The organism is Natronotalea proteinilytica (assembly GCF_055379935.1).
In genome coordinates this window covers 921,962-938,521 of record NZ_AP043947.1, presented here as the reverse complement: position 1 = coordinate 938,521, position 16,560 = coordinate 921,962, and the positions used below count along the sequence as shown (strand labels likewise).

Genomic DNA, 16,560 nt, shown 5'->3' with positions numbered 1-16,560 from the left:
TACCAACGCAAAGCTCCACAAAATCCAACGCTGCAGGCGACGAGCCCGCGCTTCACAAAGTCACCCCTCCTCTAAAACGGCACCTCCGTTGTTGCCTCGCTGTCCTCTTCGGACTCATGTACTTTGGTCACCAGTTCGATGCCCTCTGCTGAAAAGCCAAACAGATCTTCGGGCGAGAAGACCAGGTCGAAGTCTTCCTCGCGAAAGAACGGGGTGAACTTGCGGGCGAATTCGTCGAGACGCTTCAGGTAGTAAGCGGTGTTCTCGTTGGGTGCTTCGGAGTCGTCTGGGTCCCACTGCTCGGCGCGAGCGCAGTGCTTGAACGCCGTCACGTTGGCCGACTCGCCGGTGATGTAGTACGAAATCCGGTCGCCCACGCGCACGGGCTGCCCGGTCTCCTCTTCGCGCTGAATCGCCAACTCATAAGTGGCTGCACGCGGACGATCCCCGGCTTCCACCGCGGCTTCGTACTCTTCGACGCTGGTCTTCAGGGTTTCGGTGCAGGCAAAGCTGTCCACGCCCTGCTCCCAGGTGCGGTCGATGATGCGCTGCCGCGTATCCAGATAAAGTTGATGCAACCCCTCGATGTCGTGGTCAAGCAAGCGACGGATGGCGCGCCGCACGAAGGTGCGCCCGAACGGCTCGTTCGAGCGTGAGATGAGCGAAGAGCCTTTGAACTTGAGGTCGCCCTCGTAGGTGAGGAGCGCGTAGTTCTTTTTCTTGTACGACAGCATCTTCTTGTAGCGCCCGTCGAATCCGATGCGAATCCCCTCCGGCATTGCGTCGGTGAGGCCGACCGTGAAGTCCCGCTCCGCCTCTGCGCCGCGGACGCCCTCGGGCGGCACGAAGAAGACGCCGTCGGTATCCACCTCCACGACCGTGCCGCCGCGCTCGCGAATCACATCGATGATCTGTTGTACCAGGTCCTGCCCGATGCGAGCGACGCGGTCGGCCTCGGCAAAGTCGTTGAAGGCAGCCAGGCTGAATCCAAGCATACCGTAGAAGCTCTGCCCGATCCAGTTGAATGTGCCGTTGCGCCCTGCAAGCACGGTGTGGTTGTCGGCAACGGTGACGCAGTGGATGGAGCCTTCGTAATCGACCGTGGAGTGATGAGCGGGTTCAACACACGGGGTAATACGTCCGAGGGTGTCATCGCGAGGAGGGAGCGCAGCGACAGACGCGGCGATCTTGTGCTGTTGCCCGTGGAGCAGTTCCAGTTCATCAGGCATGAGATTGCTTCGGCGCCCAGGGCGCCTCGCAATGACATCCTCGTGGTTAAGGACTGCCTGTGGTGGAAGATAGTGGCAGCACGTTGTCCGAAAAAGATCACCCGCCTCGACCCACTGATAGCCCGTCTCTCGGTAGCCATTCACGCGGTTGGTGAGGAGGCGGTGATTGGGCGTCACCAGAAAGTCGACGTGATAATTCTTCAGGCGGACCATTTCGCCCCGGTACATCGGCTGGTGGTGCACATGCGTTACGGGCTTGATTTCGGCTTCGAGCGTGTCAGGGTTGAACGAATAGACCCGATCGCCAACCGACACGTCGCGCACATTCTTCGGACCCTGCACGGTCATGATCTCCGTTTCGGGGTCGAAGCAGTTTATCAAAATCTTGTACGAGGACTGCCGCGCATCCAGCTCGCTCTGCACCTCCTCGTCCTCGGCGGAGCGCATGGCGGATTTGGTGTCGAGGCGCAGCGTGGTGAGGCGATCCAGCAGACGCGGAAAGAGATCGAGCGCGTCGCCGGCGGGCTGGATGTCGTAGTTTAGCATAATGGAGGGGTACAGGCTCTCCACATCGGCGTACACCACCGGGCCGATGACACCCGTGCGGAAGATGTCGGTGTAGCCGCCCATCGACTGACTGCCCCAGTTGCTCTGTGGCAAGGCGTAGCGCTGGCGCAGGTACTCGCGCACAAAGAGCGATTCGATCTTCGCCGCGGGGCCGCGCCGTGCCGCCCGTCCGTAAGTCATGGGTAGCATCTGCGTTAGATAGAAGGTAGATCCGGAGAGGTGCCGGGCCAGCCGTCCGGTTTCAATCACGTCGTCGAGTGCGTAATCCAGAAGCCGCGCGCGGTCGGTGTGCCACGCCTCGGTCAGGTCTTCGCCCGCGATGTATGTGCGGTCCTCAGGCGCAAAGCCAAAGTAGCGAGCAGCGGTCTTGAGACTGTAGTCCGGGAGGTCGCGTTTGAACACATCGAAGGCCATCACCTGAAAATAGGCGTCTATGACATGGCGTCCGGCAATATCCATCGCCGGAAAGTCGACCGTGCGCTCCGCAAACCGCATGCTGCTGTCAAACGTGCGCGGCACCGACCCATCGCGTCCGATCGCGAACTCGACGTTGTGCAGGGTGCACCGATCCAGCAGATACGCCAGATCGAAGGCAAATATGTTGTATCCCTCGATAACATCCGGGTCGCGCTCGTTGATCGTGTGCACCACCTCGCGCAGCAGCATCGCCTCCGACACCCCGGAGCGCTGATGCAGCACCTCCGACCAGCCCCGGTTGTCGGTGAGCGCTACAATCACCACCTCGTCGCTCGCACGGTCGGCGTTGGGAAACGAACCGTCGCTGATCACCTCAATGTCGAGCTGCAGACGATGCAGGTCGTCGAGCGTCATGTCCTTAAAGCAGGTACGTCCGCTCTGCGTGAGGTACTGCTGCACCGGATCGGTGATGAGATACAGCTCCTCAGGCTGCCGCTGGTCGCTGTCGGTCTGGCGCTTCACGTGGCGGATGGCCTCGTAGTAGTCCTGCCAGCACGAGAACACAACGACGTGCTCGAAAAATCCGCCGCCCTGCAGGCGTGAGGCGCGAAAGGTGTCGCGGCGGTGGCGGAGCAGCCCGATATCCGAGATAAAGAAGAACGGATACAGCGGCGCATCGTCGGTGAGCACCTCCGCGCCGTGTTCGCTACGCTGATAGATTCGCACCAGAGCCTGCTCACGCGAGGAACGGTTCAGCAGCGGCTGCACATCCACAATGCGGGGCGTATCGTCATGGCCGTAGAGCGTGGCATCGGAGGTATCTGGAGCAGGCGTGGCCATGTAATCTATGAACCAGATTCAGGGGGATGCGCACAGGATAAACCGCTGGACGGGCAGGAGGTGCCGGCTGCTCCGTTTAAGCTACATGGTAGCGAGACCCTACATCAGCGGTCGAGTACTAAGGATGCTGCCTCGAGCACCTGCTGCACAGCCCGCTCGCCTGCCTCGATGGCTCCATCAAGATAGCCGGGGTGCTCGGTGGCCGTTTCGGCACTGGCCCACACCAGGCGTCCGTTCCAGTGCGGCTGGGTGAGGACAGCTGGCGGTGCAGGAGGATGCTCAACATAGAGTGGATCAGCACCAGGCGGCGTGGTTGCAGGATCAGTGCGCCAGTTGCTTGTGGCGATAGCCGTCGGCGTGGGGGCATCGTCCCCGAAGCAGTGCGCAAGCTGCTTGCGAATGGCGTTGTGCAGCGCCTCGCGTTCGTTGGTAGCAAGGGTTTGCAGCCCGGTGGGATGCAAAAAGCCCGCGAGTGCGGCACGTCCATTGGGCGCCACAGCATCGTGCCAGTGGGCTACCGGACCCGCATGGCTCACAACCCTCCCATCGATGCCCTGCCGCCGCCAGAACGCATCCCCAAACGTAGCTACGGCTTTTCCTGAGGCGGCCATCCATGTGGGCGTTTTGCGCTGGGCCGAAGTAAGCGTGTCGGGAAGAGCCGGGTCGAAGTCAATCGTGTGCGCTACAAGTCGGGGCGGCACGGCTACAATCAGACGCGCAACGGTTGCAGATGACGAGCCGTCGGAGCTATCAATCTGCACCTGCACGCCTGTATCGGTCTGACACCCAGCGGTGACGTGATGGCCGAGCTTCACCGTGCCACTGGGGAGTTGTGCGGCGAGTTCTCGGACCAGTGCGTGGGTGCCCCCCTGCAGGCGCCATGAGTGCGGCGGGGTTTCGGGCCACGGAAAGCGCTGCACCGGCTGCTCGGCATGAGGCTCATAAAGCGCGGTGCCAGGCTCGTGCTGCACGATACGCTCTATGTCCAGTTCCTCCGCCAGGCCCTGCACCCGGGTGTGCTCAGCCCAGTGCCAGGCGGCCCCCAGATCCAGTTGCATTGAATTGGGACCGATAGCTGGACTCCATGTGCGCCCCCCAATCCGGTCGCGGGTCTCCCATACGATAACCTCATGTCCAGCACTGTGCAGCCGCATGGCGGCAATGAGTCCGCTGAGTCCGGCACCGACGACGCCAATAGGAGCAGCACTGTGCATAAATGATCGATAGGATTCGTTTGCAGTCTGGAGTATGAGAATATTGGGGCTCTACACCCGGCGGCTCTCTTGATGTTCGAATCACCATCCTGGTGGTAACACGAACATCAATAAGATGGACTGGGGGCACATGGTATGCATATCCAAACCCATCATGTTTGACGATGCCATGAACACCCTGGTTGCGTAGCTTCAACCCGATCTCACTTACAGACCTATTCTATCCTCCTATCCTAAAGACATGTTCACCCAAACAAAAAACGCGCAGCCCTTCCCGTCCCCCGTGGAAGGCACTGCGCGTGTTGCGTCATACTGTGCACCGCACAGCAAGACGCAAAGGGTACAAAGTGACAAACTGGACTAGACAGAGTACGTCCAGCAGAGCCTCACCTAACCGCGCAATCAGTTAGCCAATGATTGCGCCCTCATGCAACGACCCTGATGAGCCAAGACCTGTAGGAATAAAACCGTTCGGTCCGTGCTCGTTACCCCCATGCGCATTTTCTGTGTTTATCCGGACACAAACATAAACGAAGGATTGATAAAGAAAAAAAAGAAAGACAAAAGCCATGCGCTACCACACAAAAACTGCCCCCAACGGAAGGTATCCATCGGGGGCAGCTATATGATACCAGGCATGTAGGCTCTCGTTAGAAAGCATACTGCAGCCGCACAAAGAGACTGCGGCCGGGTTCAGGAACAAAGTCCCGATCTTGTTCAACAGCTAACGCATCGAAACCAAAGGCGCGAGCGTTCAAATGCTCACGGTACGTCGTATCGAACAGGTTGGTCACGCCTGCTTGTAGATCGACATTGCCCGGAAGACGAAGTCCAGCAGTTGCATCCACCGTCGTGAACCCGTCGGTTTCGCCTTCATTGCGGATGGTGGCCACCCGCGTTTGCTCGGCTACGGCCCGGAGCGATCCGTCGAGGAAGAACGTGTCACCCACAGGCATCCAGCGAGCGCCCATGCGCAATTGAGCAGGAGCCACCCCGTATGCAGGCTCATCCTCTACAAACGACGCGTCGCGGCCCCACAGGTACTCCCCGCTGGTGCGTAGCTGAAGCGTTTCATGCACTTGAGCGGATACGGTCGCTTCGAGGCCCCAGAATGTCGCCTCGCCATTGGCATAGCCGAACACCATATCTGGCGTGAGAGGAAGCGCCGAATCAACACCCGGCGCCTCTACGATGGTGATGTAATCATCGTGATGGCGCACAAATCCGGTGATTGACCCATTGAAGCGAAGCGTAGTGGCCTCCAGGCTCAGGTCAGCCTGGTAGGTCCGCTCGGGGTTGAGCGTGGGATTGCCCATAAACTCGTTGCCCCGCTGCGTGCGCGTGGCTCCCATACGATCGCCGTAGCGCTCTAGTGCTTCAGGCGCACGGGCTGAGGAGCCTACGCCTGCTGTAATCGAAAGCGGATCGATGAGGGGTAGCGTTCCGCTGGCGGCGATGCTCCAGAGCACGTCAGTTTCGGCGAGGTCATCCGAAAGCGTGATTCCGCGTGCGGCCTCTGCACGATCAAGAAAGCCGTCCCCGATGTTTTGGGGGTCGCTGTTCACCACATCAAGGCGTCCGGTAACAGTGGCCTGCGCATCGCCAAACAACCGTTCCAGTTTGGCAAAGCCGCCTATTTCCGTAGTGCGCACATCGGGCCAGACGATGTCGGTGTGCATAACCATGCCTTGCTCTCCTTCTTCCGTTCGGGGGCCGCGCTCGCGTGTGGCAGTGCGAAACGCACTATATCCGCTGGTGCCAAAATCGAGCGTGAAGTCAGGCGCCAACTGCACCCCAGCGTTGACCTGTCCACCAATCGTCGCGATTTCGGTGTCGTTTGTTATGTACAGCCCCGTCTCTTGCGGTCCCATCGGCGGCTGGGCCGTTCGCTTGTTATCGTTGTTCATGCGGTGCAGCGTCTGATAGCCGTAACCTTGCGCTTCCACGCGCTTCAACGCACCAGTGCCGGCCCACGCGTAGGTCAGTGAACCACGTAGGGTTTCAAAGTAGACCGCATCGAGCGGGCGCCCGGGGTAGGAAATTTCACCCTGGTCTTGAAAGCTGAACTGACCACTTAGCCGGGATGCATCATTGAGGTCTACGCCTAGCCGTGCACGTACTTCTGCAGAGTCAAACTCGCCACGAACGTTTGTGCCATCTCCAGCTGTGTAGTCACTTCCTTCCCGGTAGGCAGCAGTCACATCGTAGAACACGGGTCCGGAGCGGCCTAACACACGTCCGCTCGTGTCAAACGCATTCCGGTTGCTGGCAAAACCAGTGCGGAGTGTCCCCGTGAGTGGCGTGTCGGGGATAGCAGCTTGCGTGTGAACACGGATGCTGCTCAAGCTGGGCCCCTGGGCAAGCGCGTAGGGACCACGCACCACATCCATGCGCTCCACACTGCCCGGATCTACATGGCTTAACGGCGTATCCATGCGGGCGGGCCCGCCGCCGAAGCTGCGCATGCCATCCACAAAAGTAGAAACTTGCGTGCCCGTGAGTCCACGCACATTCGGGTCGAGTCCGAGTCCACCGCGCCGCTGCAAGTTGATACCGGGCACGGTCTGGAGCCCTTCGGCTAGATCCTGGATGGAAGCCCCCTCCAACTCGCCAATGCCTATGCTCGTGGTGAGGCGTTCTTCCAGCGGCGTAGCCATCACTTGAACCTCGTCAAGTGCAACACGATCGGAGCGCAGCTCAAACGAGACGCTGACCGAGGCATCTGCCTCAATGGTAATGTCGCGCTCTTCCGCCACAAAGCCTATGGCACTGGCGCGCACCGTGTACGTAGCCGGAGCCAGATTGCGTAGTTCAAATTGCCCCTCCGCGTTTGTAGCGACTCCACGATCCGTGTCGATGATCGTAATATTGGCGTTGGGAATGGGGGTGTTGGTTTCGGCATCTACGACTTCGCCTGTCAGCATGCCGGTTGCTTGTGCATGAAGGGCCCCTGGCGAAAAACTACCCATCAGGGCGCTTCCAAGAAGCAGGTAAAAGATAAACGAGAGGCGTGCAAACGCACGGGTATGTTGCGTATCCATAATGATATACAGGGATAACGGATCAAAACAAAGAGATCGGATCAGTATGCTCTGTGCGAGCCACGACGCGCTGAGATGGCTTCCGCTGGACACCCGTGAATGGTTGTCCAAAACGGTCTGCAATGACATTCCTCTGCCAGGACGCTGCGCGGCAGCGATCTGTGCTGTTGATATAGCTCACCCATTAAATGGATGTGCAGGGGCATGCCCAACCCAGTGCGTCGTCGTTATCCCCGGGGTGGATGGAAAATGTCGTCGGCCCACACGGTGGGTCCGAGTGTATTTGAAGTGCGATACAGAGCGTAGGTGTACAGGGCACGCGTCGGCTCGGCAAGGGCCGTCAGCACGAACTTATCGAGCACAATAACTGCGCTATTCGGGCCTTCACCGTCATGGTCACACGTGCATCGAATTTGGTGCCCATCCTCGGAAATAGCCTCGGTCTGTTCCGGCGGATGATCGGGGCAGTAGACCGCCCCATCAGGCATCGGCGGCATGTCGTCATTCGCCTGTGCCGCTGCCATGGCCGCGTGGTGCGGACACACATGGGCACCGTCGTGATGATGAGGACACGTTACAGGCGCTCCAACCGTCAGGTAGCCCGCCAGATGGGTCCAATTGCCCAGCGGCCCACTCATCATGAGCGCACATACCAAAACCACGACACCCAGAGCGGGCAGCGTTGGACCATCGGTATGGGGGCGAAGCCAGCGCATAGGCTTAATTTCGGACTATAAACTACGCTACGCATAGATATACACACCGTCCTTCCAGGATTCCAAGAGGGCGTAAAGACTTAAGGGAGACGAGATTAGTGCGTTTTGGTCGGTTTCCTAAGGTCTGTTTCGTACATCACACGCTCAAGCACCAATCCTTCGGACGGCATTGCAGGTCCTGCTTCGCGCCGATCCTGGGTTTCGAGGATACGCGGCAGATCGTCTACCGGACGGCGCCCCTGGCCGATGTCGATCAGCGTACCTACGATGGCCCGTACCATGCCGTGTAGAAAGCGCGAGCCTTCCACTTCAAAGCGCCAGTCGCCGTGCGGCGTTTCCTGCACCCACTGCACATGGCGAAGCGTGCACACGCGGTTCTGTGTGTCAGACTGCACCCGGCAGAAGGCACCAAAGTGCTGTTCGCCCAGCAAATCAGACGCAGCCTGGCGCATCGCGTCGAAGTTGGGCACGGGGCGTACGTGCGTGCGCGTGTGTCGGTCAAGGGCACGCGGCTGTGTGCACAGATAGTAGTGATACCGTCGCCATCGAGCATCGTACCGCGCGTGGAAATCCGCATGGGTGCGTTCCACCCGGCGCACCGCAATGCCACTGGGCGTAAGTCCGTTCAGACTCCGGCGCAAGCGATGGGGGTCGGTATCGGACGGAACGTCTACATGCGCCACCTGTCCCCGGGCGTGCACGCCTGCATCGGTGCGGCCCGAGCCGGTAAGGCGCGGACTTGTGGCCAGCACCGTATCGAGCGCCTCCTCCAAAGCGCCTTGCACCGTATCGACCTCCGGCTGCACCTGCCAGCCGTGAAAATTGGTACCGTCGTATTCGATACAGAGACGCAAGCGGGGCATAAACGAACCGGTGTTCAGTACATACAAGAATGCTATTTCGCGGATGGGGCGCTATGCAATCAACGCCTATACGTTCCTGTAGACCCGTCTGAACGGTGGACGTCAGAAAGCATATATGTATCACGCCGCCCCAGATCACATATCTCAAAAATACAAACAGATGCGCACCTATATCACTGGATTTATGGGCAGCGGAAAAAGCACGGTAGGACGCCTGCTCGCAGAACAGCAGAGCTGCTCATTTATCGATACCGACACGTGGATTGAGGAGCACATCGGGATGTCCATCCCTGCATACTTTGCGTCTGAAGGCGAAGCGGCCTTTCGGCAACGCGAAACCGATGCGCTGGAGGCCACAGCCACGCACGACCATGCCGTGGTTGCTACCGGCGGCGGAATGCTGGTGAACCCCACCAACATGCAGCGTGCCAAAACGCTGGGCACGGTTGTCTACCTACGCGTGGATGTGGATGTCTTGCACACCCGCCTGACCCCCGATGCTGCCGACCGTCCGCTTCTCTGTGATGCCACCGGCACACCGCGCACCGGAGATGATTTGCATGCACGCATCAGCGATTTGCTGAACACCCGTGCCCCGTTCTACGAAGCCGCTCACGTGACGGTGGATGCCAATGCGTCTCCTCCTACGGTAGCGACACGCATAGCCAACACCCTTCTCCACCGATAAATGCCCGAGCGCTTGTTGGCATGCACAGCCCCTGCCTCTTCAACGTCAAACCATACGGATGTGGTAATACATCGGCAGACACTGGATATTCTGCTGACTTCCTTGTATCCATAGGTTTAAAGGCTTCCCCACCAATAGCGCTGTGCTGTGTCCCTCCTTCAGCGACTCCCCCTTTCTGCCATCCTGATGAGCCTGTTCGGGATCGCCGGAATGGTAACGGCTCCTGTCCATGCCCAAATGCCCGATTCCAGGCTCTTGACGCCAGACAGCGAGGCCGGCCATGTGCTGCAGCACACGGTTGAGCCTGCCGACTACGAGAGTTCGCCGCAGAATTGGGCGGCCACGCGCGACAGCCTCAACCAACTCTACGTGGCCAACTCGGGCGGCCTGCTTGCCTACAACGGCACAGCGTGGACCCGCATGGAAGCGCCGGGCAGTGCGTTGGTGCGATCAGTAGATGGTGGTGTTGACGGCCCGCTATACATCGGGATGAATGACGACATCGGACAGGTGGTGCGCCAGCCCGATGGCTCGCTGGAGGTGATCTCTCTATTAGAGCACGTTCCCGATGCGTTTCGTCCCCTGGGCGATGTGGATGGGACTATTGCCGTCGATGGCGGTGTGTACTTCCGTTCGTTCGATCACTTGCTGTATTGGGAAGAGGCCACCCAAACCATGTACGGCTGGGCGCCCGATACGCCCATTGCCCGAGAGGCGCTCGTGCGCGACACCCTCTTCACCCATGCTTCCGGCGAGGGCATCGTAGCCGTTACCACTCATGCCCACTCCTCCGAGCGGCGCTCCGAAGCTATAGCAGCGCATGACGACACCCTCGCGCTGCCGCCGCTCGACACGCTGCAAATAGCCACCTCCAGCGCGCTTCGGGATGCCCACTACGCCGCGTTCCTCGACGGATACGACGATGACGGACTCGTCATGGCGTCGTACAACGGCGAGATATTCGTGCGATCCAACGGTACGTTTGAGGAAATTACGTCTCCCATCCAAGAGCGCCTCAACGACGCGTGGACGTACAATGGCATCGCACTGCCCAACGGCCAACTTGCGCTGGGCACCATTCACGACGGGGTGTTCATCCTGAACGCCGATGGCAGCCTCGCAACCCACTACTCCACCGACGCCCCGGTGCTAAACCTCCACCTCGACCAGCATGGCGGACTGTGGGGGCTGCTCGATGGCTCTATTGTGCGGTGGCACCTCGATATGCCGGTGACCACGCAGCCACTCGTCGATGTCAACGAGAACACAAGCGGACGCATCAATACGTTTGCTCGGCATCAGGGCGAACTCCACATTGGAACCATGACGAGCCTGCTCCGCCTGGTTCCCAACGACGCCCCCGCCTCTCCTCCAATGCTGGAACCCGTCACCCAAAGTCAAACCTGGGACCTTCTCTCCGTCGGCGAAACGCTGCTCGTGGCCGAAATCAACGGGCTGGATGTACATCGCGCAGAAGCCGACCCACGCCGTTTATGGGAGGCCACCACGTATGCGCTCCATCCAGCAACCCACGACACTACACGAATCTACGCTACAACCAGCGCAGGGCTGGGCATCGCACAGTTTGACGATAACCAGTGGACAGCGCTCGATCTGGTCGAAGACGTCGGCGTTGCGTCGCAGCATCTCGTTGAGGCGCCCGATGGCTCGCTCTGGGTGCAACATCCTGAAGAGGGCATCCAGCAGGTATGGACAAACGCACAGGGGGTCGATTCATTGCGCACCTTCACCACCGAGCATGAACTTCCCGAAGGACGTCCCTCTCTCGTGCGCGCAAACGACCGGGTCCTCGCCTACTACGACAGTACCGCCTATACGCTGCGCTCCCCCGAAAACGATACAGAAACACCCTTTGCACGCGACACCACCGTCGTGCGCACCACCAGCACAGCACTTACCCAACTTACCGCGCTTCCACCGAGCATCGCCACCTCCGATGCCCCGATATGGTGGGGCAAAACGACCGAAGGCCCCGCGCTTTTCCGAGCCACCGATACCGGCTATGCCGAACAAGCGCTCCCGTACCGCCGATTTCAACACTTCGCCTCACATAGCGGCATGCACCTGGAAACCACCACAGCAGGCGATACGCTGCTCTGGTTTGGAGCCGACGATACGCTCTATCGCCACCACTTTAGCGCCACCGACACCACCACCTCCCACACGCCCCACGTACACACTACCCACCTGACAGCAGGCGACCGCGTCGTTTCTCCATCGGCATGGTCGTCTGAATCTCCACTCGATGTGGCCTATGCGAACAACACCATCACCGCACAGGTGGCAGCCCCCTCGTATCGCACCCCCGGAGAAACACGCTTTCGCTACCGCACCAATGACGACACCTGGAGCGATTGGACGCAAAACTCAACCTACACCATGCCCAACCTGCGCGAGGGGGCATACACGCTTCATGTACAAGCCGAAACGGGCGAGGGCGTTCGTAGCGCTGTGCACACCATTCCCTTTCGCATCCAGCCCCCCTGGTACCGCACCCTGTGGGCCTACCTGATGTACGGCCTCCTGGCCACAGGCGGCATTATTGCACTGGTACAGTGGCGCTCGCGACACCTGCGCGCTCGCCAGCAAACGCTAGAAGCCACCGTCGCCGCCCGCACCGCTGAGGTCGAGGCCCAGAAAGAACAACTCCGCCAGCAAGCCCACGACCTAAAACAACTCGACGAGGCGAAGTCGCGCTTCTTCGCCAACCTTAGTCATGAGTTTCGCACGCCGCTCACGCTCATTTTAGGCCCCGTGCGCCGCCTCAAGGAAACGCTCAACCGCCGTGCTTCGCTTCCCCCCAAAGCTGCCACCGACCAGCTCGACCTCGTCGAACGCAATGCATACCGCCTGCTCCGCATGGTGCAGCAAATCCTCGACCTGGCCCGCCACGACGCCGGAGTGCTGCAACTGCGCGCCCACCCCACCGACCTGGGAACCGAAGCGGAACGCATCACCCAGTCGTTTGCCCCCCTGGCCGAACAGCAGCAGCTCACCCTCACCTGCACCGACCACCGCGACACTGCCGAACCGGTCTATTTGGATCCAGACGGCCTGGAACAGATCCTCGGCAATCTGCTCTCCAACGCGATTAAGTTCACCCCGAAAGGCGGACACGTCGACGTGCATATTAACGCCACGCCCACCACCGTACAACTCGCCGTCGCGGATACAGGAATCGGCATCCCTGAAGCACAGCAGACCCAAATTTTTGAGCGGTTTACGCAGGTTGACGATGCCTCCACCCGCACCCAAGAAGGCACCGGCATCGGGCTGGCGCTTACGCACACCCTTGTGTCGCTGCACGGCGGCACCCTGACCGTAGACAGCACCGAGGGCGAAGGCACAACATTTAGCGTCACGTTTCAACGCGGACACGCCCACCTCCCCGAAGAGCACATCGTGCAATCTCCGGATGCCTCGGCTTCTCCCTCCCCAGCCTCCGATGCCTCTCCCACTGAGCCGGACCCCGCTACGCCTCCCGCCAACACAATGCCTCAGGGGACTGAAGAAGGACCCGCCACAACGCCCTCCGACGCCGCTTCTCCTCCTTCCGACGAAGACCGCCCGCTGGTGCTCATTGTCGACGATAACGACGATGTGCGTACGTACGTGCGTACTGTGCTACATCCTACCTTTCGCATTGCCGAAGCTGCTACCGGTGTTGCCGGACTCGAACAGGCCCGCACGTTGCTCCCCGATGTGATTCTTGCCGACATCATGATGCCCAAAATGGACGGGCTGGCAATGACAAATCAGCTGCGCACCGAGCCGGAAACGGCAGCCATTCCAATTGTAATGCTCACCGCCCGCGCCGGTATCGACGACGAACTCGAAGGCCTGCAAGCGGGCGCCCTCGACTACATTCGCAAACCATTTGATGCACGTGTGCTCGAAACACGGATACGGGGCACCCTGGCCTACCAACACCGCTTGCGCCGTAAGCTCGAAGAAGCCGCCGCCCAATCGTCTGATACCGATTCGGCACCGGATCCGACGACTGAAGACGAATCTCGCTCTGACATTGAAAACAAACTGCGACGCGTGATTCAAGACCATATCACGAACCCCAACCTCGATGCGCAGTGGCTGGCCAATGCCGCGAACGTAAGTCGTAGCACGCTCTACCGTCGCCTCAATAACGCAGACGCCCCCAGCCCTGCCGCTCTTATCCGTACTGTACGCCTTGAGCAAGGCTACACACTACTCAACAACAACGAAGGCACCGTCTCTGAAGTCGCATACGCCGTAGGCTTTCAGAGCCTCTCCCACTTTTCGCGCCAGTTCTCCGACCACTTCGGACACGCCCCTACCAGCGTAATGCGTGACTGAACACGCAATTTACCCCTGTGTCTCCTTGTGTCGATGCTCTGCGTCGACACGGTCTTCAGAACGCTCCTGCGTCCCCCGATGGAGGGATCCAAGCGGCATCACAACGACGTATCCAGAAGCAATCCACGTCCCCTATTGATCGATTCTGCCCAATATCCCTCATTTTGACACGTATAGTCAAACATTTGGCACGCTGACACAAGCGAAGAAACAATCAGCTTCCTATTATAGAGATCAGCTTAGGACGAAGCCGCTTGCCTGAGCCCCGAAATCGTGCGAGTTCGAATCGAAACGCTACCCCGCTATGTCCACCCCTGCTCCAACGAAGCGCTCCAACCGTGCCCCTCCGACCTCCACAAAAAAGGAGTCATCAGAGCACGACACCATCGACATGCTTCAGGCCGAACTAGAAGCCCTGGCCGCTACACTTCGCGCCCCCTCTGCCGATGCCTCCAAAGACAACCCAAACGAAAGCAAACAATGAACGGCTTGTTTCGTACGTTTTTCTGTATTGATTAAGCGTAGCTACAAAGCATTTATTGAAGGCAGCTTGCCTGTTTGAGTTGAGATAAGATTGCTTTTCCACATGCTCGTGTAGACGCGATGCATGCAGTCCCCCCCTCTTTTGCACCGTATCTTCCTTGCTCCCCGACTGCTATGTTTGCCCCGGTTCTACTGGTCGGTACAAGTACAACGTATCATACGCTTGTTCGCTATCGGCTTGCACACAATCCGTCAATCCAGTTAGAGGCCGTCTCTTCAGGTCCCGAGGCGCTTCGCACGCTTGATGATACCACTGCGCTCGTGGTGGTGGATGCAAACCTGCCCGACAGCACGGGTCTTGCACTCATTCGTCAGATGCGAGCCGGGTGGCCCTCTGTGCCCATCTTGCTCCTGGTACGCCCAGATGAAGCGCCTGACCCTGCCGAGGCGATGGCACAAGGGGCAACCGATTTGCTCATGACAGGGCGTTCCGACCTGGATCGTATCGAGTGGTGGATCGACCAGGTCAGCACGCGCACCTCGTCTACGCTCACCCTCCCCGCATCCGAAAGCCCTCTGCTTATTGGCGACAGCCCCGCTATGCGAAAGACGTTGTGCTGGATCGAGCGGGCCCGCACAACGGATGACCCTATCTTCATTTCGGGCGAGGCCGGAACCGAGCTTGAGCGCGTTGCCCGGCTCATCCATGAACAGTCGGAGCAGGCCGGCGCCCCCTTTATTGAGCTGGATGCGCGAACGCTTGTCCCCGATACCGCAGCAGAAACGCTTTTTGGCACCGTCCCCTCTGAACCAACCTCAAACACCATAGAAGGGGCATTTGCACAAGCCGGAAACGGCACGTTATTTTTGCACCATTTGGACCAGATGGATCCTGACGTGCAAGCATTGCTTCCAGAGGTGCTCTGCCACCACGCCTATACACCAGTAGGGAGTGACACACCCACCTTCTACCAGGGCCGCGTTATGGGAGCCGCCTACACTGACCCCGAACAGGCCGTTACCGAGGGCACGCTCCGGTCTGACCTGTACCATGTGATAAGCCAGTGTCCCGTCCCGATTCCCCCTCTACGGAAGCGCGAGCAAGACATTTTACTGCTGGCTAAACGTCTCCTTCGAGAAGAAACCTCGGAGACGGACACCGACGCGCTTTCGTTTTCTGTTTCTGCGATGCGCCGCCTGATGCAGCACGACTGGCCTCGCAACCTCAAAGAACTACGAGACACCATTAAGCGCGGAGTAGAAGCTGCCTCTGGCGTTGAAATCGGCGCTACAGATCTTTTCCCCGGCCAACAGCAGACAACACAGCCCGACGCTTCTGAAAACAACGAAAAGAGGGCAGACTCTATCCCTCAGAAGGAGATCAACGAGACCGAGTCTCCTCCTACACGCTCTATGTTCAATATGGAGCCCGAGCCTGACGATGAACCGCCGGTCTCCGCTTCCTCAACTGATGCCAACGACTCGGCACCGCCGTCTCCGTTAGAGGCCATGCAGGCAGCCCAGTCGCCCCATGACATTGTCCCGCTAAGCAAACTACAGGAGATGGCCGTTGCGCATGCGCTGCATGTGTGCAATGACGACATGAAACAGGTAGCGGATGCACTGGGTGTGCCACGGGCTACGGTGGCTCACTTTTCTAACAACACAGTACAAGAACCACCTGTCAAGGCAGATTAGCCGCTCCCCCTTCGGTTATGTCCAACGCGCTCCGCACAACGCTTGCCCCGGCAATCGACCCCCGGTTTGACGTGCCCCTGCGAGGGGTGTCAGTAGATCACGCCACACGCTGTGCGCACTACAACGATTCACACGACATCATCGCGATCCGGTTTGCATGCTGTGATGTGTTCTACCCCTGCCATGCATGCCACGACGCCGTAGCCGACCACAAAGCCCAGCGGTGGGATGCCCGAACTGACCTGGATGAAGAGGCCATTCTCTGTGGCACATGCCGCACTGTTCTCACATGGCGACAGTATCTCAACAGCGACCACGCCTGTCCGTCGTGCGGGGCAGCGTTCAATCCGGGCTGCCATACCCATCTTCACCTCTACATGAAGCACGCGTCATCGATACAGTCCGGACCCTGAAGAGGGAGTCTCTCAAGACGGGTTGTGCTATAGGCTGA

10 protein-coding genes are annotated in these 16,560 nt (G+C 59.4%); 5 read left to right on the top strand and 5 right to left on the bottom strand.

Going from position 1 to position 16,560, the window contains the following annotated elements; translation table 11 throughout:
• Positions 1-71: 71 nt before the first annotated feature.
• The 5 genes from ACZ5AL_RS03935 to truA form a co-directional block, all read right to left on the bottom strand.
• Positions 72-3,053 (bottom strand): DNA polymerase domain-containing protein, encoded by a 2,982-nt coding sequence (locus ACZ5AL_RS03935; protein WP_464512316.1) that lies wholly within the window; start codon positions 3,051-3,053, stop codon positions 72-74.
• Between the two features lie 104 nt (positions 3,054-3,157).
• The gene (locus tag ACZ5AL_RS03930) at positions 3,158-4,267 is read right to left on the bottom strand and encodes a flavin monoamine oxidase family protein (RefSeq protein WP_464512315.1); all 1,110 of its coding nucleotides are present in this window, start codon (positions 4,265-4,267) and stop codon (positions 3,158-3,160) included.
• A gap of 650 nt (positions 4,268-4,917) precedes the next feature.
• On the bottom strand, positions 4,918-7,308 hold the full coding sequence (locus tag ACZ5AL_RS03925; RefSeq protein WP_464512314.1) for a TonB-dependent receptor: 2,391 nt from the start codon (positions 7,306-7,308) through the stop codon (positions 4,918-4,920).
• A gap of 227 nt (positions 7,309-7,535) precedes the next feature.
• The gene (locus ACZ5AL_RS03920; protein WP_464512313.1) at positions 7,536-8,024 is read right to left on the bottom strand and encodes a hypothetical protein; all 489 of its coding nucleotides are present in this window, start codon (positions 8,022-8,024) and stop codon (positions 7,536-7,538) included.
• A gap of 95 nt (positions 8,025-8,119) precedes the next feature.
• Complete coding sequence (gene truA / locus ACZ5AL_RS03915) at positions 8,120-8,887, bottom strand: tRNA pseudouridine(38-40) synthase TruA (RefSeq protein WP_464512311.1); 768 nt, start codon at positions 8,885-8,887, stop codon at positions 8,120-8,122.
• 160 nt (positions 8,888-9,047) lie between these two features.
• Between truA and ACZ5AL_RS03910 the strand changes: the two genes are divergently transcribed.
• The 5 genes from ACZ5AL_RS03910 (at position 9,048) to ACZ5AL_RS03890 (ending at position 16,522) form a co-directional block, all read left to right on the top strand.
• Positions 9,048-9,575 carry a shikimate kinase gene (locus ACZ5AL_RS03910; protein WP_464512310.1) on the top strand — a complete coding sequence of 176 codons (528 nt, stop codon included), beginning with the start codon at positions 9,048-9,050 and terminating at the stop codon, positions 9,573-9,575.
• A 147-nt stretch (positions 9,576-9,722) separates the two neighbouring features.
• On the top strand, positions 9,723-13,928 hold the full coding sequence (locus ACZ5AL_RS03905; RefSeq protein ID WP_464512309.1) for an ATP-binding protein: 4,206 nt from the start codon (positions 9,723-9,725) through the stop codon (positions 13,926-13,928).
• Positions 13,929-14,232: 304 nt separating this feature from the next.
• Positions 14,233-14,412 (top strand): hypothetical protein, encoded by a 180-nt coding sequence (locus tag ACZ5AL_RS03900; protein WP_464512307.1) that lies wholly within the window; start codon positions 14,233-14,235, stop codon positions 14,410-14,412.
• Positions 14,413-14,585: 173 nt separating this feature from the next.
• Entirely contained in the window at positions 14,586-16,109 is a 1,524-nt protein-coding gene (locus tag ACZ5AL_RS03895; protein WP_464512306.1) for a sigma-54-dependent transcriptional regulator, read from the top strand.
• A 17-nt stretch (positions 16,110-16,126) separates the two neighbouring features.
• Complete coding sequence (locus ACZ5AL_RS03890) at positions 16,127-16,522, top strand: CHY zinc finger protein (protein WP_464512305.1); 396 nt, start codon at positions 16,127-16,129, stop codon at positions 16,520-16,522.
• The last annotated feature ends 38 nt before the right edge of the window (positions 16,523-16,560 follow it).